This is a genomic window from Polynucleobacter rarus (assembly GCF_003072505.1).
GTDB lineage: Bacteria > Pseudomonadota > Gammaproteobacteria > Burkholderiales > Burkholderiaceae > Polynucleobacter > Polynucleobacter rarus.
The window spans coordinates 1,845,712-1,867,597 of record NZ_NTGB01000001.1; the positions used below are offsets into that span (position 1 = coordinate 1,845,712).

22 protein-coding genes are annotated in these 21,886 nt (G+C 41.2%); 12 read left to right on the top strand and 10 right to left on the bottom strand.

Annotated elements, in window-relative coordinates; all coding sequences use genetic code 11:
* The first annotated feature begins 23 nt into the window (after positions 1 to 23).
* The 6 genes from hemE (at position 24) to AOC35_RS08800 (ending at position 6,988) form a co-directional block, all read left to right on the top strand.
* Positions 24 to 1,127, top strand: coding sequence for a uroporphyrinogen decarboxylase (hemE, locus tag AOC35_RS08775; RefSeq protein ID WP_108646718.1), 1,104 nt, complete (start codon positions 24 to 26; stop codon positions 1,125 to 1,127).
* Complete coding sequence (gene hemC, locus AOC35_RS08780) at positions 1,127 to 2,071, top strand: hydroxymethylbilane synthase (RefSeq protein WP_108646719.1); 945 nt, start codon at positions 1,127 to 1,129, stop codon at positions 2,069 to 2,071. The genes hemE and hemC overlap by 1 nt, the downstream gene beginning before the upstream one ends.
* 129 nt (positions 2,072 to 2,200) lie before the next feature.
* A complete protein-coding gene (locus AOC35_RS08785) occupies positions 2,201 to 3,613 on the top strand; it encodes an MmgE/PrpD family protein (protein ID WP_108646720.1) in 1,413 nt (470 codons plus the stop codon).
* On the top strand, positions 3,610 to 4,605 hold the full coding sequence (locus AOC35_RS08790) for a Bug family tripartite tricarboxylate transporter substrate binding protein (RefSeq protein ID WP_108646721.1): 996 nt from the start codon (positions 3,610 to 3,612) through the stop codon (positions 4,603 to 4,605). The genes AOC35_RS08785 and AOC35_RS08790 overlap by 4 nt, the downstream gene beginning before the upstream one ends.
* Before the next feature lie 35 nt (positions 4,606 to 4,640).
* Positions 4,641 to 6,008, top strand: a complete 1,368-nt coding sequence (locus AOC35_RS08795; protein WP_108646722.1) for an MmgE/PrpD family protein — start codon at positions 4,641 to 4,643, stop codon at positions 6,006 to 6,008.
* Positions 6,009 to 6,025: 17 nt separating this feature from the next.
* Positions 6,026 to 6,988, top strand: a complete 963-nt coding sequence (locus AOC35_RS08800) for a Bug family tripartite tricarboxylate transporter substrate binding protein (protein WP_108646723.1) — start codon at positions 6,026 to 6,028, stop codon at positions 6,986 to 6,988.
* Positions 6,989 to 7,039: 51 nt separating this feature from the next.
* Here the strand turns inward: AOC35_RS08800 and AOC35_RS08805 are convergent, their stop codons facing one another.
* Positions 7,040 to 7,918, bottom strand: coding sequence for an amidohydrolase family protein (locus AOC35_RS08805; RefSeq protein ID WP_108646724.1), 879 nt, complete (start codon positions 7,916 to 7,918; stop codon positions 7,040 to 7,042).
* Between the two features lie 443 nt (positions 7,919 to 8,361).
* On the opposite strand from AOC35_RS08805, the gene AOC35_RS08810 reads away from it, so the two are divergent.
* The 3 genes from AOC35_RS08810 to AOC35_RS08820 are packed head-to-tail and all read left to right on the top strand — an operon-like array spanning position 8,362 to position 11,256.
* Positions 8,362 to 8,745, top strand: coding sequence for a c-type cytochrome (locus tag AOC35_RS08810; protein ID WP_159077530.1), 384 nt, complete (start codon positions 8,362 to 8,364; stop codon positions 8,743 to 8,745).
* Positions 8,746 to 8,758: 13 nt separating this feature from the next.
* The gene (locus AOC35_RS08815; RefSeq protein WP_108646726.1) at positions 8,759 to 9,472 is read left to right on the top strand and encodes a gluconate 2-dehydrogenase subunit 3 family protein; all 714 of its coding nucleotides are present in this window, start codon (positions 8,759 to 8,761) and stop codon (positions 9,470 to 9,472) included.
* Positions 9,473 to 9,483: 11 nt separating this feature from the next.
* Positions 9,484 to 11,256 (top strand): GMC family oxidoreductase, encoded by a 1,773-nt coding sequence (locus AOC35_RS08820; protein WP_108646727.1) that lies wholly within the window; start codon positions 9,484 to 9,486, stop codon positions 11,254 to 11,256.
* A 27-nt stretch (positions 11,257 to 11,283) separates the two neighbouring features.
* On the opposite strand, the gene AOC35_RS08825 is transcribed toward AOC35_RS08820, so the two are convergent.
* Positions 11,284 to 11,931 (bottom strand): glycosyltransferase family 2 protein, encoded by a 648-nt coding sequence (locus AOC35_RS08825; protein WP_108646728.1) that lies wholly within the window; start codon positions 11,929 to 11,931, stop codon positions 11,284 to 11,286.
* Positions 11,932 to 12,104: 173 nt separating this feature from the next.
* Entirely contained in the window at positions 12,105 to 13,400 is a 1,296-nt protein-coding gene (locus AOC35_RS08830) for an MFS transporter (RefSeq protein WP_108646729.1), read from the bottom strand.
* Positions 13,401 to 13,622: 222 nt separating this feature from the next.
* Here AOC35_RS08830 and AOC35_RS08835 point away from each other — a divergent pair, with 222 nt between their 5' ends.
* Complete coding sequence (locus AOC35_RS08835) at positions 13,623 to 14,480, top strand: alpha/beta fold hydrolase (RefSeq protein WP_108646730.1); 858 nt, start codon at positions 13,623 to 13,625, stop codon at positions 14,478 to 14,480.
* Positions 14,481 to 14,489: 9 nt separating this feature from the next.
* The gene (locus AOC35_RS08840; protein ID WP_245898561.1) at positions 14,490 to 15,464 is read left to right on the top strand and encodes a Bug family tripartite tricarboxylate transporter substrate binding protein; all 975 of its coding nucleotides are present in this window, start codon (positions 14,490 to 14,492) and stop codon (positions 15,462 to 15,464) included.
* Here the strand turns inward: AOC35_RS08840 and AOC35_RS08845 are convergent.
* Positions 15,461 to 15,895 carry a DUF2452 domain-containing protein gene (locus tag AOC35_RS08845; RefSeq protein ID WP_108646732.1) on the bottom strand — a complete coding sequence of 145 codons (435 nt, stop codon included), beginning with the start codon at positions 15,893 to 15,895 and terminating at the stop codon, positions 15,461 to 15,463. The genes AOC35_RS08840 and AOC35_RS08845 overlap by 4 nt on opposite strands.
* Positions 15,896 to 16,074: 179 nt before the next feature.
* On the opposite strand from AOC35_RS08845, the gene AOC35_RS08850 reads away from it, so the two are divergent.
* A complete protein-coding gene (locus AOC35_RS08850) occupies positions 16,075 to 16,455 on the top strand; it encodes a DUF2237 family protein (protein ID WP_108646733.1) in 381 nt (126 codons plus the stop codon).
* A gap of 16 nt (positions 16,456 to 16,471) precedes the next feature.
* Here AOC35_RS08850 and AOC35_RS08855 read toward each other — a convergent pair whose 3' ends face one another.
* The 6 genes from AOC35_RS08855 to AOC35_RS08880 form a co-directional block, all read right to left on the bottom strand.
* Positions 16,472 to 16,864, bottom strand: coding sequence for an AtzH-like domain-containing protein (locus AOC35_RS08855; RefSeq protein WP_108646734.1), 393 nt, complete (start codon positions 16,862 to 16,864; stop codon positions 16,472 to 16,474).
* A complete protein-coding gene (atzF, locus tag AOC35_RS08860) occupies positions 16,857 to 18,647 on the bottom strand; it encodes an allophanate hydrolase (RefSeq protein WP_108646735.1) in 1,791 nt (596 codons plus the stop codon). Before atzF ends, AOC35_RS08855 begins: the two co-directional genes overlap by 8 nt.
* Positions 18,644 to 19,309 (bottom strand): cysteine hydrolase family protein, encoded by a 666-nt coding sequence (locus tag AOC35_RS08865; protein ID WP_108646736.1) that lies wholly within the window; start codon positions 19,307 to 19,309, stop codon positions 18,644 to 18,646. The genes atzF and AOC35_RS08865 overlap by 4 nt, the downstream gene beginning before the upstream one ends.
* Positions 19,306 to 19,989 (bottom strand): biuret amidohydrolase, encoded by a 684-nt coding sequence (gene biuH, locus AOC35_RS08870; RefSeq protein WP_108646737.1) that lies wholly within the window; start codon positions 19,987 to 19,989, stop codon positions 19,306 to 19,308. The genes AOC35_RS08865 and biuH overlap by 4 nt, the downstream gene beginning before the upstream one ends.
* A 252-nt stretch (positions 19,990 to 20,241) precedes the next feature.
* Positions 20,242 to 20,790: a cupin domain-containing protein gene (locus AOC35_RS08875; protein ID WP_108646738.1), complete on the bottom strand. Its 549-nt coding sequence runs from the start codon at positions 20,788 to 20,790 to the stop codon at positions 20,242 to 20,244.
* A 14-nt stretch (positions 20,791 to 20,804) separates the two neighbouring features.
* Positions 20,805 to 21,830 carry a tripartite tricarboxylate transporter substrate binding protein gene (locus AOC35_RS08880; protein WP_159077531.1) on the bottom strand — a complete coding sequence of 342 codons (1,026 nt, stop codon included), beginning with the start codon at positions 21,828 to 21,830 and terminating at the stop codon, positions 20,805 to 20,807.
* Between the last annotated feature and the right edge of the window lie 56 nt (positions 21,831 to 21,886).

The following is a 21,886-nucleotide window of genomic DNA, read 5'->3' on the forward strand; positions in this document are numbered from 1 at the left end:
CAACGAATAATAAAGAAAACATGATGATAGAAAACGATATTTTTTTAAAGGCTTGTAGGTACGAAGAAACAGACAGAACGCCGGTCTGGCTCATGCGACAAGCAGGCAGATACCTACCTGAGTATCAGGCTACACGAGCCAAAGCTGGTAATTTTATGGGGCTAGCTAAAAGTCCTTCCTATGCTGCTGAAGTGACACTTCAACCGCTAGATCGATATGATTTAGATGCAGCTATATTATTCTCAGATATTCTCACTATTCCAGACGCCATGGGATTAGGTTTGAGTTTTGTGAATGGTGAAGGCCCACAATTCGCCAACCCACTCAATACTGAACAAGCCGTTCTAGATTTACAAGTTGCTGATATGGGTCAACTTGATTACGTATTTAACGCTGTCAAAGAAATCAGAAAATCATTGATGCAAAATGGTAAACAGCGTGTACCACTCATCGGATTTTCTGGCAGTCCTTGGACACTTGCTTGTTACATGATTGAAGGTAGCGGTTCAAAAGACTTCTTAAACACGAAGAAAATGTTATACAACCGTCCAGACTTAATGAACCGTATTTTAGATATTAATGTCGAGTCTGTTGCCCAATACCTTGAACTGCAAATCGATGCCGGTGCGCAAGCAGCGATGATCTTCGATACATGGGGTGGCATGCTCAGTAGCGGGGACTATCAGAAATTTTCCTTAGACCCGATGAATAAAATCATCAAACGAATTAAGTCCAATAAGAAATATGAGTCAGTACCAGTGATCATCTTTACCAAAGGCGGTGGAGGTTGGCTACCAGCAATGGCTAATTCTGGGGCAGATGTCATTGGCCTAGACTGGACGATTGAATTGAAACTAGCAAGACAGACTCTTGACCAAACTGGTAAAAAAATTGCTATCCAAGGTAACGTTGATCCGCTTCTTTTACTTGCGAATCCGAAAGAAATTGAGCGAAGAGTGACCGAGAGTATTTCGAATCTTGCTGATGCAAAAGTGAATGGCTCCCACCCACTCAATGGCCATGTATTTAACCTTGGGCATGGCATTAATCAATTGACGCCTCCAGAACATGTACACAGTTTAATTGCGGCGGTCAAAGAGGCCTCGACCCGACTCAGAGGAAAATAATGAATCAGCCAAACACACCTAGCCGTCTAGTTATTGCATCTCGTGAAAGTCGCTTAGCGATGTGGCAGGCAGAGTATTTGCGGGACTGCCTTAAAAATCTTTATCCAGAATGTGACGTACAAATACTTGGCATGACGACAAGGGGTGATCAAATCTTAGATAAGGCCCTCTCCAAAGTTGGTGGAAAAGGTCTTTTTGTTAAAGAACTCGAAACCGCAATGGCGGAAGGTCGTGCAGATTTAGCAGTGCACTCATTAAAAGATGTGCCGATGGTGATGCCAGAGGGATTTGAATTAGCCTGCGTGATGGCTCGGGAAGATGCGCGCGATGCTTTTGTATCTAATCACTTTAAGAGTCTAGAAGAGCTACCTCCAGGTTCTGTTGTGGGAACCTCTAGTCTACGTAGAGAATCCATTTTAAAAGCACGTTTTCCGCATTTAGTGATTGAGCCCCTACGTGGCAATTTGGATACTCGTCTAGGCAAATTAGACAGTGGTATATTTCAAGCCATTATTTTGGCTGCGGCAGGTTTAAAACGCTTAGGCTTGGCAAATCGTATTGCTGCATTTTTACCATTAGATATTTATACTCCCGCACCAAGTCAAGGCGCATTAGGGATTGAAACCTTAAGCAGTAATCCGCAGATTAAAGAGTGGTTAGCGCCTTTGAATGACTTACCTACCTTACTTGCTGTTTCAGGCGAAAGAATGGTTTCTCGCCAACTGGGCGGTTCCTGCGAAGTTCCGCTGGCTGCTTATGCAAGTTGGGAGAATCAACAAATGCACATGCGCTCTTTTGTGGCGAGTGTTGATGGGAGTAAGATTTGTCAGGCAACTGGACAGGCTACTGTCAATAGTGTCGCTGATGCTGAGGCACTCGGCTTAAGTCTTGCTCAAGAATTATTAGCGCAAGGTGCAGAAAAATTCATTAAATCCCCCATCTAATTAATACGGGTAGATTTACTGCTTTCATTAAATCCTAAAGAATAAAAATTTCTTTTTATTCTTTAGGATTTTTTTCGATTAGAATCTTAATATAAAAAAGAGTTAAGCTCAAAAATATTAGGAGACATAATGACTGATCTTTCACAGATCTCATCTGATTTGCCGTTGCTTACGCAATATGTTGCGAACTTTTCTACACAATTAAAATTTTCTGATCTCTCAGAAGAGGTCAATGAACTAGCCAAAAAATCTATCTTAGATGCCGTTGGAGTTTCTCTATCTGGATCTATTTCGGAACCGAATAAAGTACTAGAAAAATATTTACAAAGCCTCAATTGCCAAGGTCCAGCGACTGTCATTGGCTCCAACTTAAAGCTATCGCCAAGGTTTGCGGCTCTTGCCAACGGCACCGCTATGCATGCAGACGACTATGACGACACTTTACAAGCGCAAACGGGTAGATTTCAAGGTATACACCCTACTTCACCAGTACTCGCAGCACTCTTAGCGTATTCAGAAACTACTCAAGTATCCGGTAAACAATTTTTAAAAGCCTTCCAAGTTGGTGTGGAGGTTTCTTGTCGGTTATTTGATGCAACGCATGTTAACCACATTTTGCATGGCTTTCACTCGACAGGAACCTGTGGCATGCTAGGTGCCACAGTAGGTCTAGCTAACTTACAAAATTTCGACAACCAGGCAACTGCAATTGCTCTCGGTATTGCAGCTAGTCAAGCTGGAGGCCTACAAGAAAATTTTGGCACAATGGTAAAACCGTTTCATGCAGGACGCTCTGCTGAAGGGGCCATCGTGTCGGTCGATCTTCAAAAGATCGGCTTTACTGCATCACCTATTATTCTAGAAGCGAAGAGAGGCTTCTTTCAAGCTTTAGGGGGTGGTTATGAAGCCGATCGACTGCTCGGAAAATTAGGTAATCCATGGTCATTTTTAGACCGCGGAATCTGGCTAAAGCCCTACCCAACCGGCAGCCTCGGACATCCTGCAATGACGGCTATGCATGAGTTAGTTCTTGAGCATCATATTCAAGTAAACGACGTACAAAAAATCATCCTCAAAACGAGTCAAAATATTCACCATACTTTATTGCATCATCGGCCTAAAACAGAGCTGCAAGCGAAGTTTAGCCTTGAGTTTTGTTTAGCAGCGCTCCTAGTAGACCGAGCCTGTGGACTCAATCAGTTTCATGATGAATATGTCAATCTTCCTGCTATTCAATCAGCTATTCAACTTATCGAATATACCTACTTCACCCCAGAAGAAGAGAAAAATAATCAACACACAATCGTGACTAGTTTCGTATCGATTGTTCTTAAAAATGGTGAGAGTTACTCGATACGAAAAGATTTTGGGAAAGGCAATAAAGCAAATCCCATGAGTGAAGCTGAAATTACGGATAAATTCAGAGAATGCTCAGAGTATCGCAAATGGGATAGTAAAAAAACAGAAAATGCCATCATGTCTATTCGAAACATTGAGGCTTTAGATGATATGCGCCAATTAACGCAGAGCTTAGGATCATGAAATCAATGCTCCGCAAAATCACTTATGTCATCTTAGGGGCTTTCTATTTATGTTCTTTCTCATATGCTGCTGAACCTTCTAATGATGCAAGCAATTATCCGACAAAGCCTATTCGCTTAATTCTGCCTTTTCCAGCAGGGGGTGGCACTGATAATTTAGCAAGAATTATGGCGCCCAAGTTATATAAGTTACTAGGGCAGCCAGTTATCATTGATAACCGTCCTGGTGCTTCTGGGAATATTGCTACAGAGGCGGTAGCTAAAGCTAACCCTGATGGTTATACCGTTCTCATGGGATATAACACTGCCCTCACTTTTAATCCTTTAATTTTTCAGAATCTCAGTTTTGATATTCAAAAAGACCTCAAACCGGTAACGCTTTTAGCCACCGCAAAATATTTCTTGGTAGTCAATAACTCGGTTCCAGCAAAATCATTAAAAGAGCTCATCACCTTAGCTAAAGAAAAACCTGGACAATTAAATTATTCCTCAGGTGGCAATGGTGGGACATTACATTTAGCTGCTGAACTGTTTAAGTTTAGGACTGGCACTGAAATCACTCATGTGCCTTATAAAGGTGGCGCACCAGCAACGCTCGGGGTTCTCACCGGTGAAGTACAAATGACCGTCGGTAGTGTGACCTCCTTAATGCCTCATATTAAAACGGGTAAGATTCGACCTCTCGCGGTCACTAGCTTAACGCGTTCCAACGTAATGCCAGATGTACCCACCATGAATGAATTAGGCTTAAACGGTTTTAATGTGACGTCTTGGTACGGTCTTTTAGTCCCTAAAAATACTCCCGACGTGATTGTTGCAAAACTAGTCAAAGCGGCTCACGAAGTGATTGAATCTGACGAAGTAAAAGAGTCGATGGCTAAACAAGGATTAGATGTCACTATCGGTTCACCTACTGAATTTGAAGAAATCATCAAAAATGAAACCGCCATGTGGCGTGAACTCAATAAGAAATTAAAAATTACCGCAAATTAATAATCCTAATCATCCCATCTATCTCGAGGATCACAATGAGTCAAAAAATATCTCCCACCATGCTGAAGTTGAGCAAATATATTTCAGCAGCAACTTCCAAACCGATTCCCAAACAGGTTAGCGAAAGAGCTAAATTACATTTAATTGATACCTTTTCTGCCATGATTTCTGGTTCTAGACTAGAGCCTGGTAAAAAAGCCATTGCCTATGTCAAAACATTAGGTGGCAAACCTGAAGCAACTGTTATTGGTACCAAAATTCGCACTAGTATGCAAAACGCTGCTCTAGCAAATGGGATGTTTGGTCACGCCGACGAAACGGACGATACGCACCCACCATCCTTAACCCATCCAGGAACCAGTGTCGTGCCCTCTGCGCTAGCAGTCAGTGAAACGCGTAAATTGTCTGGTGAAGAATTTTTACGTGCAGTCGTACTCGGATACGACATTTGTGCAAGAACTTTATTAACTTTAAAGCCAATGCCTTATTTGCGTTCAGGGCATCATGCTGGTGCGACTGGTCAGGTCTTTGGTGCCTCGGCTGCTGCAGGTGCTCTACTTAAATTGTCTCCACTAGAAGTTCGATACATGCTTTCTTACACGGGTCAACAAACAGCTGGGCTCTACACTATGTTCAGAGATCCAGAACATATTGAAAAGGCGTATGCGATGGGCGGTATGCCAGCGCATAACGGACTGCAATCGGCCTTAATGGTCAAGTCAGGCTGGACTGGTGTAGAAGATATTTTTTCTGGAGAGCGTAACTTTTTCTATACCTTTGCACCAGAGGATTACGAGATTAATGATTTAGTAGACGGCCTCGGTAAACGATTTGAGATGATGCGGGCATCGATTAAGAGATGGCCGATTGGTGGGCCAATTCAAGGACCCATGCACGTCTTAAATGATCTGCTAAAAGAGCATCAATTTAAAGCAGCGGATATAGAAAAAATTATTGCCAAGATGCCTGATAAAGAACTAGAGATTGTCAACAACCGGCCGATGCCTGACATCTCTGTGCAACACTTACTATCGGTGATGGTGATCGATAACAAACTCACTTTTAAATCTGCACATGATTTTGCCAGAATGAAGGATCCACAAATCTTAAAAATGCGCTCTAAAGTGCATGCCGTGGGCGATGAATCGTTAACGGATGTGCAAAGACGTTGGCGCTGTGTCATGGAAGTCCATTTAAAAAATGGCACCGTACTACATGGGCAAACCATGGCAGCAAAAGGTAGTTTTGAAAATCCTTTAAACATTAATGAAGAAAAAGAAAAAGCGATGGATTTAATCGGCCCGATTTTAGGCAAGCCAAGGTCTATAGAGTTGTTAGATTACCTGTGGAACATTGATCAGGTAAAAAACATGGCCTCTATTCAAAAATTTATTACAAAGTAACTCTTAAGGGAGATCGTATGAAATCATTGATTTGTTTATCCATCCTCAGTTTGTCAATTGCAAGTAGCGGAATGTTAAAGGCACAAGAGTATCCATCCAAACCAATCCATATTGTCATCCCCTTTGCGCCCGGTGGTGGCGCTGATGTTTTGATGAGACCGCTCAGCAAAAAACTCAACGAAATTTTAGGTCAACCGATTATTTTAGATAGTAAGCCTGGTGCAAATGGCAATATTGGTGCGCAGTTTACGAGTAAAGCCAATCCGGATGGCTATACCCTATTAGTTGGTAATAGTTCCATTCCTATTAGCGTCAGTTTGTATCGCAACTTGGGTTATGACCCATTAAAAGATCTGACGATGATTAGCTTAATCACTATGGCACCCAGTACCCTGGTAACGAATCCAAGTTACCCAGTAAAAACTGTAAGTGATTTGATAAAACTAGCAAAAGAAAATCCTGGCAAAATTAACTATGGATCTGCTGGTTCAGGAAGTACTCCTCACTTAGGTATGGAGATGCTAGGTTTAGCGACGGGCACGAAGTTTACCCACATTCCATACAAGGGATCTGGTCCCGCTGTAACCGCATTGTTAGGTGGTGAAGTAGATGTATTAATAACAAATACTTCTACCATCATGAGTCAAGTTCAATCCAAAAGACTAAACCCTGTAGCAGTTACAAGTTTACAACGCTCGCCGATCATGCCAAACATACCAACTATTTCTGAGACAGTTCCAAACTTCGAAGTAAAAACTTGGTATGGTTTATTTGGTCCGGCAAATTTACCAAAAGAAATTGTCAATAAATTAAATGCTGCGATCGCTGAGGCAATTCGTAGTCCAGAAATCAAAGAACAACTCATCCGCAGTGGTTATGAACCTGAAACCACTTCACCAGAGGGTTTTAATCAACTGATGAAAGATGACGTTGTTGCGTGGGGTAAAGTTGTAAAAGCTTCAGGTGTTCAGATCGATTAAGACAATTAAAGACTCCAGTACATAACCTACTGGAGTTGTATTTACAAGATCTTAGAAGCCATATAAGCGCGTTGGATTATCCACCATAACTTTTTGGATATTTGTCGGTGTTTGAATCCACTGCGCAATTTGATTCACCAATTCGCCATCATCCGGCATGGGTGTATTGGGCGCCATATTAACGTGTGGCCAATCAAATCCCCAAACGAGTCTGTCTGGTACAGCCTCTACTAAAGCCTGGGCAAACGGCACGATATCACGATAGAACAGTGGATCTTTAGAGGTACGATAAGGTGCAGAGAGTTTAGACCAAGCTTTGCCCGTCTTTAAGAAATCAATTAGCCCTTGAAAGCCTTTGGCTTGCACCCCTTGCTCAATCACTGGTCTGCCCATGTGGTCAATCACCACATCAATCGGAAAATCAGCGAAGGTTTCTCTCAAATTCGGCATCTTTTCAACATCCATCAAAAATTGCGTATGCCAGTTATATTGCTTCACTCTTTCACCTAATTTTTTAGCGGCGTCTAAAGACAGGCCAATTTGATTCACTAAATTACAGCGAAAGCCTCGCACACCACCAAGATGTAAACGCTCGAGCTCCGCATCGGTAATCGATTCATCGACGAGTCCAATTGCTCTAAAACGATCTGGCGCACTCGCAATGACATCGAGTGCTAAAGAGTTATCTTGTCCATAAACATTCGCATGCACAATCACCGCCCGCTCAATGCCTAACTTCTGAATCAGTTGCATATAATCTTCAACACTGACTGCAGGTGGCAAATAAGCTGGATCGTTCATCATGGGATATTTGGTCATATCCCCAAAAAGATGGCAATGACAGTCGGTTGCATTCTTGGGTAGGGTAATTTTCGGTTGAGAAGTTTCTACGCAAGGCATTGGATTTTGAAATGGTGCGGAATTAGACATATAGATATATAGGAAGGATTAAAAAAGAAGTTATTTTTTATAACTGTGGTCTCGGAAATTTAATCAATTGATATTGATGTTTTTTGTTATTGCTTGATTATAAAGACTGCAGAGTCTTCCCTCCTGAATTCTCAAGAAATTGAGTCAATCTTTTTTAAATTCCAATATTTTTCAAACAACAAACCCGCATTTAGGGATTACCCCATATTAAAAAATGAAAAGATGGCGTGTAATATAAATAAATAGAAATATTAAAAAATGAGTGAGACAAACCTTTCATTTAAATAACTTGTGTCATTGAGATATTGAAGTGAAATTATTAAACACCCTATTTGACGCTGCAAACTATTAGTTAATCAGATGGACTAGTTTATCTAGTTGCAAAGTAGTGCTGATTTTTTTGATTTATGAAACAAATGCTCTTACAGGCTTCAACTCTTCTTATGCATAATAAAAACAAACTTCTCCTCTTTATTTCTAGCATCATCTCTTTAGCCATATTTCCATTGCAATCTTTTTCACAAAATGTAAGCTTAGGTGAAAAGGCTTTTAATGAATGCCAGGCTTGCCATAGTCTCGAGCCGGGCGTCAACCTCATTGGGCCTTCTTTAGCTGGGATAGTGAACCGGCAGATTGCGGCGGATGCTAGTTATCGATATTCAAAATCTCTAAAAAATGCTACGGGTAATTGGGATGTCAGTACTTTGAATAAATTCATTGAAAATCCCCAAGCACTCTTTCCAGGCAACAGAATGCCCTACTCTGGCCTTAGTAATGCAGCTGAGCGTAAAGCTTTAATCGACTACCTAATGACTTTTAAACCTTAATTTATATACTACTATGCCAAATTCAACCAATGATCGAAGAGACTTCCTGAAGGGTGCTTTAGTAGGAACTTCTGTTGCCATGACATCAGGTGTTTCAACACAGGCTTTAGCTGCTGACAAACCTCAAGCAATGACAGCTAACACGGACAGTCAGGGATATATTTTTTTCAATCTAGAAGAACAAGAGTGGATTGAACGTTTAGTCAATCACATGATTCCTGCAGATAAGCTCAGCCCTAAAGGGACTGACCTTGGTGTTCATTTTTATATTGACCGCGCCTTAGCTGGCGGCTGGGGCAAAGGTGACAAACTATATCAAGCAGGGCCATGGAAAAAAGGCCTGCCAACTCAAGGATATCAACTGCCGTTAACGCCAGCCAACTTATACAAAGTAGCGATTGAACAGTCGAACCTGTATTGTCAAAAAAAGTATGGCAATAAGTTTTCTAAAATCTCGGCCGCTCAAACAGAAGAATTTCTACTTGATTTAAAAGACGGCAAAGTTTCATTTACTGATGGGCCTCCTGCACAAGTATTTTTCTCCATGCTTTATCAGAATGTGATGGAAGGAATGTTTGCGGATCCAATCTATGGCGGCAATAAAGATAAAGCTGCGTGGAAAATGATTGGTTTTCCAGGCGCGGTTGCAACCCATGCCCAAAATGTAGAGAAATACTTTAATAAACCCTATAAAGCGCCGATTTTTGGTATTGGCGATTTAAGCTAACGGAACAGATCATGTCTACAAAATTAAAAGAAGTTGATGTGGTTATCGTCGGTATGGGCTGGACTGGTGGCATTCTTGCCAAGGAATTATCAGAAACTGGACTCTCAGTTCTAGCTCTTGAGCGTGGTGATTTTAAAACGACCGCAGATGACTATTCATTGCCTAATATTCGAGATGAGTTACGTTATACGATTCGACAAGAACTAATGCAAAACGCGTCTAGAGATACTCTCAGCGCTCGTAATAATCCTAGTCAAGAAGCACTCCCAATGAGAAGGTTAGGTTCATTTCTACCAGGTGAGGGCGTTGGTGGTTCAGCTATTCACTGGAGTGGTGGCACTTGGCGCTGGACGGATATGGATTTTAAAATTCGTTCGATGTATGAAGATCGATATGGTAAAAAATTTATACCCGAGGATATGACGATTCAAGACTGGGGTATCACCTACGCGGAACTGGAGCCTTATTACGATAAATTTGAAAAAGTGGCTGGCGTCTCCGGTAAAGCAGGTAATTTAAATGGCAAAACTCAAGCGGGTGGTAATCCTTTTGAGGGTAGTCGTAAAAATGAATATCCACTACCGCCCTTAAAAACTATTTTATCTGCCAAGATTTTCGAAGAGGTGGCCTCGAATCAGGGATACCATCCTTTTCCACGGCCATCGGCGAATGCTTCCCAAGCTTATACCAATCCTGATGGCGCAAACTTTGGGGCTTGTCAATATTGCGGTTATTGTCAACGTTTTGGTTGCGAGTCCAATGCAAAAGGTGGACCGCAGATGACGGTGATTCCGATTGCGATGAAAAAACCAAACTTTGAATTACGTCTCAACACTTGGGTTACTCAAATTAATAAAGACTCAAACGGTAAAAAAGTAACGGGCGTTACCTACACCAATTTAAAGACTGGGGAAGAGTTTATTCAACCGGCCGCCCTCGTTTTAATGTGTGCCTTTGCCTTTAATAACGTTCACTTGATGCTGCTATCCAAAATTGGTACTCCCTATGACCCGGTCACAGGCAAAGGCTTAATTGGTAAAAATTACGCCTACGATACAGGTGTTGGTGCTGAATTATTTTTTGAAGATAAACACTTTAACCCTTTCATCAATGCTGGGGGTACTAATACTGTCATTGATGATTTCCATGCAAACTGGAATTTTGATCGCTCAGGCCCAGGTTTTGTTGGTGGCTACATTGTCTCAGCGGGACATAATACGAACCTGCCGATTGGGTATCGTCCTGTCCCAAAAGGAACTCCAATGTGGGGAAGTAAATGGAAAGAAGAAACAGCGAAGTGGTATCAAACTGCAATGGGCATTTCTACCCGATCAGGTGTATTACCTCATCGTCATAATTACTATGATCTGGATCCAACCTACAAAAATGCCTTTGGTCAACCTCTGATGCGTTTGACGTTTGACTATCATGAGAACGAATTAAAGATGGATACCCATGGTGCTGGCATTGTTAATCAGATGATCAAAGCGCTCAATCCGACCAAGTTTTCGAATGCCGTTGCGACCAAGCGTTCTTGGAATACCGTCCCCTATCAAAGTACGCACAGTACTGGCGGAACCATTATGGGAACGTCTCCAGCTAACAGTGTCGTCAACAAGTATCAACAAAGTTGGGACTGTCCAAATTTATTTATCTTAGGTGCTAGTGTGTTTGTTCATAACAGTGCTTATCAACCTACTGGCTTAGTGGGAGCCCTTGCTTATTGGACAGCGGATGCGATCAAAAACAAATATCTAAAAAATCCTGACAAATTGATTTCTTGATACATGAAAAGAATAGAGGATTTGATATTAGTTCATTTCCTCTAGAGCTTCTTCTAGATGGTCATACTTTAGAAAATTCTCGCGATGTCGACGGTAAAAAAGCAGTCCCTCAGTAATACTTGCAACGCTAGCGCCCTGCTCCATCAACTGATCCCAAAGATTCCAATCTTCTTGCGGATGGATACCATCTTCAAAGCGTTTCTTATACCCAATTTTTTGACCTAAAGCTGTTTTATACATCATCGAACCGTGATGACGATCTTTACGATCCCAGTAATAATCACCGTGGTGAGGCTTGGTCTCTCCAGGCACTCTAATGAGAATTTCTTCTTTAAGCTCACCAGTGACCAAAATATCATAGGTCACAACATCGGTTGTTGCCTTGGAGAGTAGTTCAATGGCGTCAGATCTAAGCCAGTTATCCGCGCCAATAAAAAGCACATACTCTGTCTCAACACGCATGAGCATCTCATGAAAGTTATCAACTGTTCCTAAATTTTTAGGACGAAGAACAAATTCAACGCCAGGATATAAATAGGGCAAATGACTACAATCTAGAGCGCCATCGTCTACAAACAATATTCTTTCAGGTTTTTTGGTTTGAGATAACAAAGACTCAATACAATGGGCAGCCAAATGGCCATACTTATAGGAAGCAATTACAACAGTTATCATTATTTAGGAGCTTTAGAAAAAATGAAAGAATTTATGTAAATTCACTGAACAGCCTCATCATACGAGGCTCTTGTTACAAATTTACACATAGAAGAAAAATAGTACTTAAGGTAAATTAATCACCCTTCAAGCAATTAACTTCAACTTTCATTCCAAATCTAGGTCAAAGGACTTCAAACTGCAGCTCTTGACCCTTTAATTTTAGGCACCCAGAAAATGGAAACAGCGGCTATTAAACAAAATACACCTGCGCCTATTAATGCTGGATTATAGGTCAAAAGCGTAACTCTCACCAGACCAGCCCCATAAGCTGCCACTGCTGAACCTAGTTGATGTGCAGCAAAAATCCAACCAAATACCATCCCAACGCGCTCTTTACCAAAAGCAGCACCGGCTAATTTAACGGTAGGTGGGACTGTTGCGATCCAATCAAGGCCATAAAACATGGCAAAGACAGATAAGCCGTAAATTGAAAATGTAGAAAATGGAAGCCAAAATAATGAGATGCCGCGCAAGCCGTAGTACCAAAAGAGCAGTTTTCGATTGTCATAACGATCCGACAACCATCCTGAAGTAACGGTACCAACTACATCAAAGATACCCATCATGGCAAGGACAGACGCTGCTGGTAAAGCGTCCATGCCGTTATCGCCACACAAAGTAATGAAATGCGTTTGTACTAGGCCACTAGTACTGAGCCCACAGATAAAAAAAGTACCTGCCAAAATCCAGAATGTTTGTGTTTTAGCAGCGTCCGCTAAAGCAATAAATGGAGTTTTAAAGTTTAAGGCCAAGGTGGGCCCTGACGCTGAATTTGCGGCGTTAGCAGCACTAGGTAATTCACCAAATGATGTCAAGCCAATCTCAGATGGACGATTACTCATCAATAGAATGACTAACAGCGCCATCAGAGCACAACCCACCACAATAGGTAGAACAGAGACTCGCCAGCCGACGTTTTCAATTAACCAAGTGGCAATCGGTAAAAAAAGTAATTGCCCTGTTGCAGTACTAGCTGAAAAGATCCCTAAAACTAGGCCTCTTTTCTTGGTAAACCAACGACTAGAAACAACGGCACCTAAAACTAGTGCGGTCATTCCTGTCCCAACTCCTAACATTACTCCCCACAACACGAATAAATGCCATAGAGCAGTTACTTGAGTTGCCATGGCTAAGCCCAAACCCACCATGAATAAACCACCGCACATGACTTTTTTTAGACCATAGCGCTCCATCAGTAAGGCAGCAAAAGGTCCCATCAAACCAAATAGAAAAAACCGGAGTGCTACAGCTGAGGAAACTTCATCGACACTCCAACCAAACTCAAGATTAAATGATTTCATCATCGCGCCAGGTAAACCTAGGGCAGCAGACATAATTAACATTGTAAAGAAGGTTATTATGGCTACAACAAAACCGTAATGAATACCCCTGCGTTGTAACCAATTTGAAAATGATTTTGCAAACATGAAAAGAGCTTTTTGAATTAGTTAAATGGAGTTGATATCTTGTCCGAAAAGATTGAATCTAGGGACGACTAATAGTACTAACTGCTTGACCTCGCCATATTTTAGCTGATTAGGAGAAAACTTACTTTTCGCCGCATAGGAAGTTAGATACTACAAAGTGCTCTCGTTATAATTGAATCAAAATAATTAAACTCAAAGTATCAGCGTTTAGGAGACGCAAACATGACGACTCATCAAGATAGGTCAGACAACATCGCGCAGAAGCAAAATCTTCAGGCAAATGAATTTTTTTTTGATGTGGCTCAAAATGCCAAATTATTTTATGTCATTGATGACCATACTGATCCATGGATAGATGCAGGGATTGTTATTTTCATTCATGGCTTCACAGAAAGCACTCCGGCATGGCGCAGTTGGGTTCCGCATTTTTCTAGAAATTATCGGGTGCTTCGATTTGACCAAAGAGGATTTGGCTTTTCAGAATCAGTTGATGTAAATTTTGAATATACAACTGAGCTCTTAGTGAGTGATTTAAAAAAACTCATTGAAACTGTCTCCCCCAACAAACCTGTTCATTTAGTGGGCGGTAAAAGTGGCAATATCTGTGCGATTGCAACTGCATTAGCATATCCAGAATTAGTAAAAAGTATCACCATGGTCACTCCAGCGATTAAAGCTCCAGAATCAACAGGCTGGCTAGAGCATATTGACCAACACGGTGTTGAAAGCTGGGCCCGTTGGACCATGGGAGAGAGACTAGGTAGCAAAATGCCAAAAGAAGGAGTTGAGTGGTGGATTCGTTTGATGGGTCAAACTGCAGCAAGCACCACTCATGCTTATCTCAAATGGGTTTCAAATGTGAATTTGGAGCTTGAGTTGCCTCGTGTTACCCAACCTGTATTGATTGTTGGTAATGAATCCAAACGTCGTGGACGAGCTCAGTTTGCAAGTTATGAGAGTGCAATCCCTCATGCCAGATTAGAAATGATTAACGTAGATGGATACCATACAGGTGCGGTAGCACCTGATGAGAGTAGCTTGGTTGTGCGGCAATTTTTAGATCAATTTTCGAAAGATTAATTCGTGGCGATGAAACATGTAATTCGCTTCTTGATATCAGTAATGCTATTGGTCACAAATTTAGCCATTGCTCAATCCTCAAAGGGTGAGTTTCCAGATCATTCGATTCGTCTTGTCGTTCCTTCTGGTGCAGGTGGAGTCACGGATAGTTTAGCCAGACTATTAGCATTAGAACTCAGTCAACAGCTCGGTCAGCAAGTGTTTGTTGATAATCGCCCAGGAGCTAGCGGGATTACGGGCTCTCAATTTGTAGCGACTTCTCCTGCCGATGGATACACCCTGCTAATGGTTTTTCCATCGCATGTAACGAATCCATCCTTATTTTCTAAACTGCCATATGACACCCTAAAGTCCTTTGCACCGATTTCACTCGTCAGTAATGTGTCGATGGTTTTCGTCGTTCCAAAAGACTCCCCAGCTAACTCCATGAATGAGTTCATTACCTACGTAAAAGCTAATTCTAAAAAATTAAATTTTTCTACGGTTGGAGCAGGTAGTCTTGGCCACCTTGGTGCTGAAATGTTTAACGCCATGATTGGCGCTAATATTACCCACATACCTTATAAAGGTAGCCCTCAGGCAATGACTGCACTAATCAGTGGTGAGACCGATATGTATTTGGTGGCATCCGCTAGCAGTGCTGTGCCTTTCATTAAATCGAAGCAAATCAAAATTTTAGGCGTTAGTACCAAAGATCGCCTACCAATATTTCCAGATACGCCCTCCATGACAGAGAGCTTAAAAGGATTTGATGTACAAGGCTGGAATGGGATTTTAGCTCCCGCAGGAACACCACCCAAGATCATTGAAAGGCTGAATAAAGCGATTGTTAAATCAGTAGCCTCGGAAGAATTTACAAAAAAATTGCGCCAAGAAGGAGCTGTAGGATTTACTTCAAGTCCTGCTGAATTTCAAACACTCATCGAAAAAGACATTATCAAATGGGGGAAAGTGATTAAGGATGCCAATATTCACTTAGACTAAATGGGATTGTTATCGTTATCGATAACAGCCCAGGTACTATCGCCTAATTTTTTCACTGCCATCAGGTAAGTCCAGTTGATAGGAACACCACAACTCCAATCATCCGGTCCGTTGTGAATCAAAACATTTACGCTATTTTTATTATCCGCATATAAATGATAGATTTTTCCATGGATGGGATTAAAACTAAATTTAGCACTATGCACCATCTCTGTAGCGTCAAGCCGAGCTTGTAAGGCCTTAGCCTGCTTCATTAATACTTCGGCTTGCTCCATAATGCGGTCATACTCTTGCTTGGCGTTTTGACGAGCAACATTGACTGCTTTATCTTTCTCTTCAAGCACCTTAATCGGGGCGAAAACGGGTGCACCAACTTCCATTGGATACTCAATGCCAGCATGTCTTTGCGGATCTTTGTCCTCGATTTTCATTTTTTAATCCAATTTACGGTATTTTCACAAGTTAAGGGGAAGTTTGCCACAATTTGAAACTCTTCGCCAAAAGCAATCTTTATTTCAGTTGCGTTCAAGGAAGTTTAAACTCTTTGGCAGAGTTCTCGATTTTTCAATACACTAAGGCAATCATCGTTTAATTTAATTCAAAAAAATCAATGAACTCAAATATCACTCTAAATGTTTTAAAGCAACCTATTGTTCCCTGCTCATTTGATCCACTGACTGGTTATTTTAGAGATGGCTGCTGTAAGACCGATGAAAGTGATTTTGGTAGTCACTTAGTATGTGCGGTAGTGACGGAAGAGTTTTTAAGATTTAGTATCCGACGAGGCAATGATCTAACCACACCAAGGCCAGAATATCGCTTTCCAGGACTGCTTGCCGGGGATCAATGGTGCGTTTGTATTAATCGCTGGTTAGAAGCTTTGGAGGCAAACTGTGCACCTAAAATCAAACTTGAAAGTACAAATATCAAGGCTCTCGAAATAGTCTCCTTAGAATTGCTTAAAGAGTACTCTGTCGACTTAGTTGAATGAAACGATTCAATATCTGTCATGCAAAGGGAATCATACTCACATGAGCAGACACAATTCTCCAGATTCCATCAATCTTTAACCAGGTTTGAGTTTGAAAACCGCGAAGTGTTGTATCACTTCTAACAAATTCAACCTGACAAATAGCCGTAGATTGATCAAATGTAATAACTCGCAGATTTTCTAAAGTTCTTGTAAAGTCTGGCGCAGGAATTGATTGTCGGTAGGCAACTAATTCTTTAATCCCCCATTGTCGATCACCAATACCGTACCTCGTTACGCGCTCATCTTGCCAAAAATATTGATTTAACTTTTCAACCTCGTTAGTCATCAAAGCATGTTCGTATTCATGAAAAATCTTTGTGATTTCTGCCACAACTTCGGGAAGATTCACTTGCTGTTCATTAACCATGTTTTAAATATCCTCGCCATCCGCCAAATTCACTAATATCTTTAGCGCCCAGAACACCAATAGGTTCACAAATAAATCCTTTGACGAATCGACCATTCTGCAGTTTTATAGAACCCAAACCCAAAGGTTCTGGAATCTGTTTTAAAAATGCGCCCACTTGATCTAGAGGCATTTGATAGATCTCGACTTCAATTTCTGCCCCATCTTCTTCAACCCTTACTAGTCCTGGCTTTGGTGGGTTGGTATTAGCTAAAGCAAATAATCGATATTCTTTAGCGGTCACAGTTGTTTCAAGCCATTTACATGCACTATTTTGAATTTGGTAATGGAGAGGCATTCCTTTCAAATGCGCTCCAACTACAGCAATCTCAATTGAGGACTTACATGCCAAAGCAGAACTGTGTAATTGATCTACTGGCAACTTGCTTCTTAAATTCTTTCCTAAAAAAAGAGTATTGTCATTTTCTAGAATACTAGCCAACTTCACTAAGGCATGATCAAAACCATTTGGAGCAATTAAAGTAATCCCAAAAGGTAAACCACTATCACTGATAGAAGCCGGGATTGCGATAGCACACAAACCTAATAGATTGACAAAATTGGTATAAGTGCCCAGTTCAGAGTTTCTCAGGATCGGCTCTTCAGCCACCGCATTAATAGTCGGACAGTTTGGAGTTGTAGGTACCACCAACACATCAATTTCACGCCAAATTTCTTGTGTTTTTTTCTTTAAATCTTCTAACTCATATTGTTTTTTAAAGGTTGTAATAGCGTCAAATTGAAGTGCCTTTTCTATCACCTTTTTTACAGTTAGGTCGATCGTATGAGGTTTTGACTTATACAAATCTTCAATCGTAATAAAGCGTTCAGCAACCCAAGGACCTTCATAAAGTAATTGTGCGACCTGTTCAAAAAGCCCCATATTAATTGTGGTCATATTAAATTGTTCATTGATTTTGGCAACCGTATTTTCGAAAGCTTTTTGATACCCTATCTCCCTATCAAGTAAAGGATTTGCCGGGATACCCAACTTAGGAAGACCCTCACCATTTCTAAACCAAGCATTTTGATTCACAAACAACGGTGGAATATTTTGATCCGCCGTTTCTTCAATAATAGATAACACTTTTTCAGCATCAGCAACGGTTAATGAAAAAACAGAAACAACATCAAGTGTTTTACATGCAGGTAAAACACCTTGCATGGGCACTTTACCAGGCGTAGCTTTTAACCCAACAATATTATTTAAGCCCGCAGGAATTCTACCAGAGCCTGCAGTATCTGTTCCTAATGAAAAAGGGACTATTCCTCTGGCTACCATGGAAGCTGAGCCAGAACTTGAACCCCCACTAATGTACCGGGAATCAAAAGTATTTGGCACCGCTCCGAAGGGAGATCTTGTGCCAACTAGACCTGTTGCAAATTGATCCAGATTCGTTTTACCAATTAATATCGCTCCTGCATTCATGAGACGATCGACAACTGTGGCATTTTCTTTTGCAATATAAACAAATTCAGGACAAGCAGCTGTTGTTGCTAGACCTTTTACGTCAATATTGTCTTTAACGACAAAAGGGATCCCATATAAAGGTAAGGATTTATTTTCAGCTTTTTCAAGTTGCTGTAATTGTTTCTCGATAAACCACTCAGGACAACTTAAAATTAATGCCGGATCATGCGGATTCAAACTAGAAATTAATTGAAAGATTAAATCTCTTGGCGTCCGAACTCCATCTTGATAAATTTCAAGCCACTCACCTATCGTATAAGGTTTTTCTGTCAATTTGTCATCCCTTGCAATAAGTTCGATAAAGGAGTAGACCAACCGACAATTCCACCCTGCGCAATAATCATCTCGATGGTAGTTTTTTTAAATTCCGGAAAATAACTGGCGGTTGCATCTTCAATCAATAGACAATCAAAGCCACGATCGTTCGCCTCTCGCATTGTGGTTTGCACACAAACTTCCGTTGTTACTCCTGCAATGACTAATTGCGTAATTCCTCTCTCAATCAAAATTTTTCCTAGATCGGTATTGTAGAAGGCACCCTTTCCAGGCTTATCAATCACAATCTCACCATTTAAAGGTAGTAGGGGTTCAATGATTTCAGAGCCGTACTCTCCGGCAACTAATAAACGCCCCATTGGTCCTGGATCACCAATTTTTGTATCTAAATTTCCTCTACGAATTTTGGCTGGTGGGCAATTACTCAGATCAGGAAGATGGGCTTCTCTAGTATGAATTACAAGACCAGATAACTCTCGCCACATGCAAAGTAACTTTTCTACAGTTGGCACGATATCTTGCAAAATCGAAACATCGTTACCTAATGCTTCACCAAAGCCACCTGATTCAATAAAATCTCGTTGCATATCAATCACCACCAAAGCACAAGACTCCGGTTCTAATTGAAAATCATAGGGTCTCGCTAGAATCTTATTCATATTGATAAGGTTTTTAATCCCTCAATCAACTGCAATGAATTGGCTACGGCTCCAAATACTCCACCTTGCATTTGAATCATCTTTAATGAAGCCAAGTAATTCCCATAATCAGTTGCTCCGGTACAGTCTTCGAGTAACAAACACTCATAACCTCGATCATTTGCATCACGCATAGTGGTATGTACACAAACATCGGTAGTAATGCCGGTCAAAATTAAGTTGCGGATTCCCTTGGTTCGTAAAATTAAATCTAAATCGGTCGCATAAAAAGAACCTTTACCGGGCTTATCTATTACACATTCGCTAGCTAAAGGAGCAAGTTCAGGAATAATTTCCCATCCAGGTTCGCCTCGCACAAGGATTCTTCCGCAGGGGCCCGGATCACCGATGCCAGCGCCAATGTTTTTGGATCTCCATTTTTTGTTTTCAGGTAAATCTGTCAGATCAGGACGATGACCCTCCCTTGTATGGATCACAAAAAGGCCTAACTCACGAACCTCCTTGAGTAAATTTTTGATAGGCTCTATTGGTGCTCTGGTTAAGCTCAAGTCATAACCCATCTTATCGACATAACCGCCAAATCCACAAAAGTCGGTCTGCATATCAATCACAATTAATGCAGTATTTTGAAAAGTTAAGTTGCCATCAAATGGCCATGAATATGGTACTGATTGAATCATTTCACCTCCACTAGATGGATTTATCAAACGAACTTGCGAGAATCGTCAAATATCTTCAGATAAAAACCTCTGATAAATATTTCTAATGAAATTGAGTTTAAATTGGACTGATTGGCTCGAGTCCGCAATTGCACCATAAAATGCAAAGAAGATTCACATTGGTGCATAACTAGTCGAGTACCGTACTTTCAAAATCGAATTACGGCACTTCGTTTTTTTAAGCTAAAAAGCTCTAAATGGCGCTATTAATTATCAACCAGCGTTCGTGCCATCAATTAAGATAAACGCAATTCTTGCCGCTTTACCTGATCGATTTGTCCATGCATGGTTAGTACCTCTTTGAATCAATACATCCCCTGCATTCAGAATGGTTTCTTCTTTCTCTAAAATAGCAGTCATTTGTCCAAAAAGGACAATTGCATAATCCACTGTTTCAGTGATGTGCATGCCTGGATGTTCTCCTTCTTTTAAATCATGGCCAGCATCCTGATAAAGGTGGGCGAACATCGCATCGAGCTGCTTTTTTAACTCGATGGGATCTTTTGGATCGGGTGGATAATCAATAATACGAAGTACTGTGCCATTTTTGGGGGGCATGATGCCCTGATGCGTATGAATATCATCCTCAGCTTTTATGAGCGCAGGACTAGGGCTAGTTCGCCAAATGTTGTTGACTCGGTAGCCTGGTCTTTCTGCGACTTCACGTATGGAAGTGGGTGGTCCATCGCTCACAAAGAATGATTTTCCATTTTCGTCATTTTCTGTCACAACCCGTCTTACTGGTGGGAGATCATTGTGCATCTGCTTATTCCTTATTATTGGGGAGTAATACCAATTTCTTTCACTACTTTTGACCACTTTAGTGACTCTACTTGAAGGTATTTATTAAACTGCTCGACACTACCTCCCACTCCTTCAAAGCCAAGGGTTGCTAATCGATCTTTAAAATCTTCTTGTTGAGAGATTTTATTAATATCACTATTGAGTTTATTAATTAAAGATTGCGGCGTACCTTTTGGCACAAAGACACCGACCCAAGTGTAATCTTCAAATCCAGTAAAACCATATTCAGCAACCGTTGGCACATTCGGTAAAGAGGCAATGCGTTTTGAACTAGTGACAGCGAGTCCTCTTAATTGCCCACCAACAATCAGTTGGCTTGCCGCTGGCACGGCTACGCTGGCAAATTGCACTTCACCAGTTAAGGCCGCATTGACAGCAGGACCAGCTCCTTTGTATGGAATGTGGGCAACCGGCACTTTTGCTAGAACTTTAAATAAATACTCAGCTGAGAGATGAGGGGTAGTTCCATCACCAGGAGATGCATAATTATATTTTCCTGATTTAGAAGCCTCTAACGCATCTTTAAGGTTTTTTTCTTGTAGGCTTGAACCGGCCACAAAAATGTTGGGTGTGGAGGCAACATTGGCAATCCCCACAAAATCTTTTTCTAAGTTATAGCCTGGGTTGATGAACAAGCTTGTATTGACAGCAACTGAACTTGTATTTAAAAGAATCGTGTAACCATCAGGCTTTGATTTTGCAACTTGTGCAGTACCGGTATTACCACTAGCACCCGGTCGATTATCGACAATGACAGCCTGGCCCCAAAGCGTCGTTAACTTTTGGCTGAGTAGTCGCGCAATGATGTCAGTTGGACCACCTGGTGCATATGGGACTACTAATTTAACTGGTCGATCAGGAAACTCCTCTTTAGAGGGGCTTTGTGCAAAGGTGTTACTCATTAGTAACCCACCAAAAACCATCAGGACGGTCAAGGATTTGAGGGGGAGTAGGTTAAATAGGCGAGTCGTGCCCATCGGGTTCATCTGTTTTTTCACTTCTGGTCTCCTAAGCCTTATTGGCATTTTCTTTTATCCTAATCTTCGTTAGGACT

Coding starts and splice junctions, on each gene's coding strand:
- hemE (WP_108646718.1), top strand. CDS start 24: ATGATAGAAAACGATATTTTTTTAAAGGCTTGTAGGTACGAAGAAACA.
- hemC (WP_108646719.1), top strand. CDS start 1,127: ATGAATCAGCCAAACACACCTAGCCGTCTAGTTATTGCATCTCGTGAA.
- AOC35_RS08785 (WP_108646720.1), top strand. CDS start 2,201: ATGACTGATCTTTCACAGATCTCATCTGATTTGCCGTTGCTTACGCAA.
- AOC35_RS08790 (WP_108646721.1), top strand. CDS start 3,610: ATGAAATCAATGCTCCGCAAAATCACTTATGTCATCTTAGGGGCTTTC.
- AOC35_RS08795 (WP_108646722.1), top strand. CDS start 4,641: ATGAGTCAAAAAATATCTCCCACCATGCTGAAGTTGAGCAAATATATT.
- AOC35_RS08800 (WP_108646723.1), top strand. CDS start 6,026: ATGAAATCATTGATTTGTTTATCCATCCTCAGTTTGTCAATTGCAAGT.
- AOC35_RS08805 (WP_108646724.1), bottom strand. CDS start 7,918: ATGTCTAATTCCGCACCATTTCAAAATCCAATGCCTTGCGTAGAAACT.
- AOC35_RS08810 (WP_159077530.1), top strand. CDS start 8,362: ATGCATAATAAAAACAAACTTCTCCTCTTTATTTCTAGCATCATCTCT.
- AOC35_RS08815 (WP_108646726.1), top strand. CDS start 8,759: ATGCCAAATTCAACCAATGATCGAAGAGACTTCCTGAAGGGTGCTTTA.
- AOC35_RS08820 (WP_108646727.1), top strand. CDS start 9,484: ATGTCTACAAAATTAAAAGAAGTTGATGTGGTTATCGTCGGTATGGGC.
- AOC35_RS08825 (WP_108646728.1), bottom strand. CDS start 11,931: ATGATAACTGTTGTAATTGCTTCCTATAAGTATGGCCATTTGGCTGCC.
- AOC35_RS08830 (WP_108646729.1), bottom strand. CDS start 13,400: ATGTTTGCAAAATCATTTTCAAATTGGTTACAACGCAGGGGTATTCAT.
- AOC35_RS08835 (WP_108646730.1), top strand. CDS start 13,623: ATGACGACTCATCAAGATAGGTCAGACAACATCGCGCAGAAGCAAAAT.
- AOC35_RS08840 (WP_245898561.1), top strand. CDS start 14,490: ATGAAACATGTAATTCGCTTCTTGATATCAGTAATGCTATTGGTCACA.
- AOC35_RS08845 (WP_108646732.1), bottom strand. CDS start 15,895: ATGAAAATCGAGGACAAAGATCCGCAAAGACATGCTGGCATTGAGTAT.
- AOC35_RS08850 (WP_108646733.1), top strand. CDS start 16,075: ATGAACTCAAATATCACTCTAAATGTTTTAAAGCAACCTATTGTTCCC.
- AOC35_RS08855 (WP_108646734.1), bottom strand. CDS start 16,864: ATGGTTAATGAACAGCAAGTGAATCTTCCCGAAGTTGTGGCAGAAATC.
- AOC35_RS08865 (WP_108646736.1), bottom strand. CDS start 19,309: ATGAATAAGATTCTAGCGAGACCCTATGATTTTCAATTAGAACCGGAG.
- biuH (WP_108646737.1), bottom strand. CDS start 19,989: ATGATTCAATCAGTACCATATTCATGGCCATTTGATGGCAACTTAACT.
- AOC35_RS08875 (WP_108646738.1), bottom strand. CDS start 20,790: ATGCACAATGATCTCCCACCAGTAAGACGGGTTGTGACAGAAAATGAC.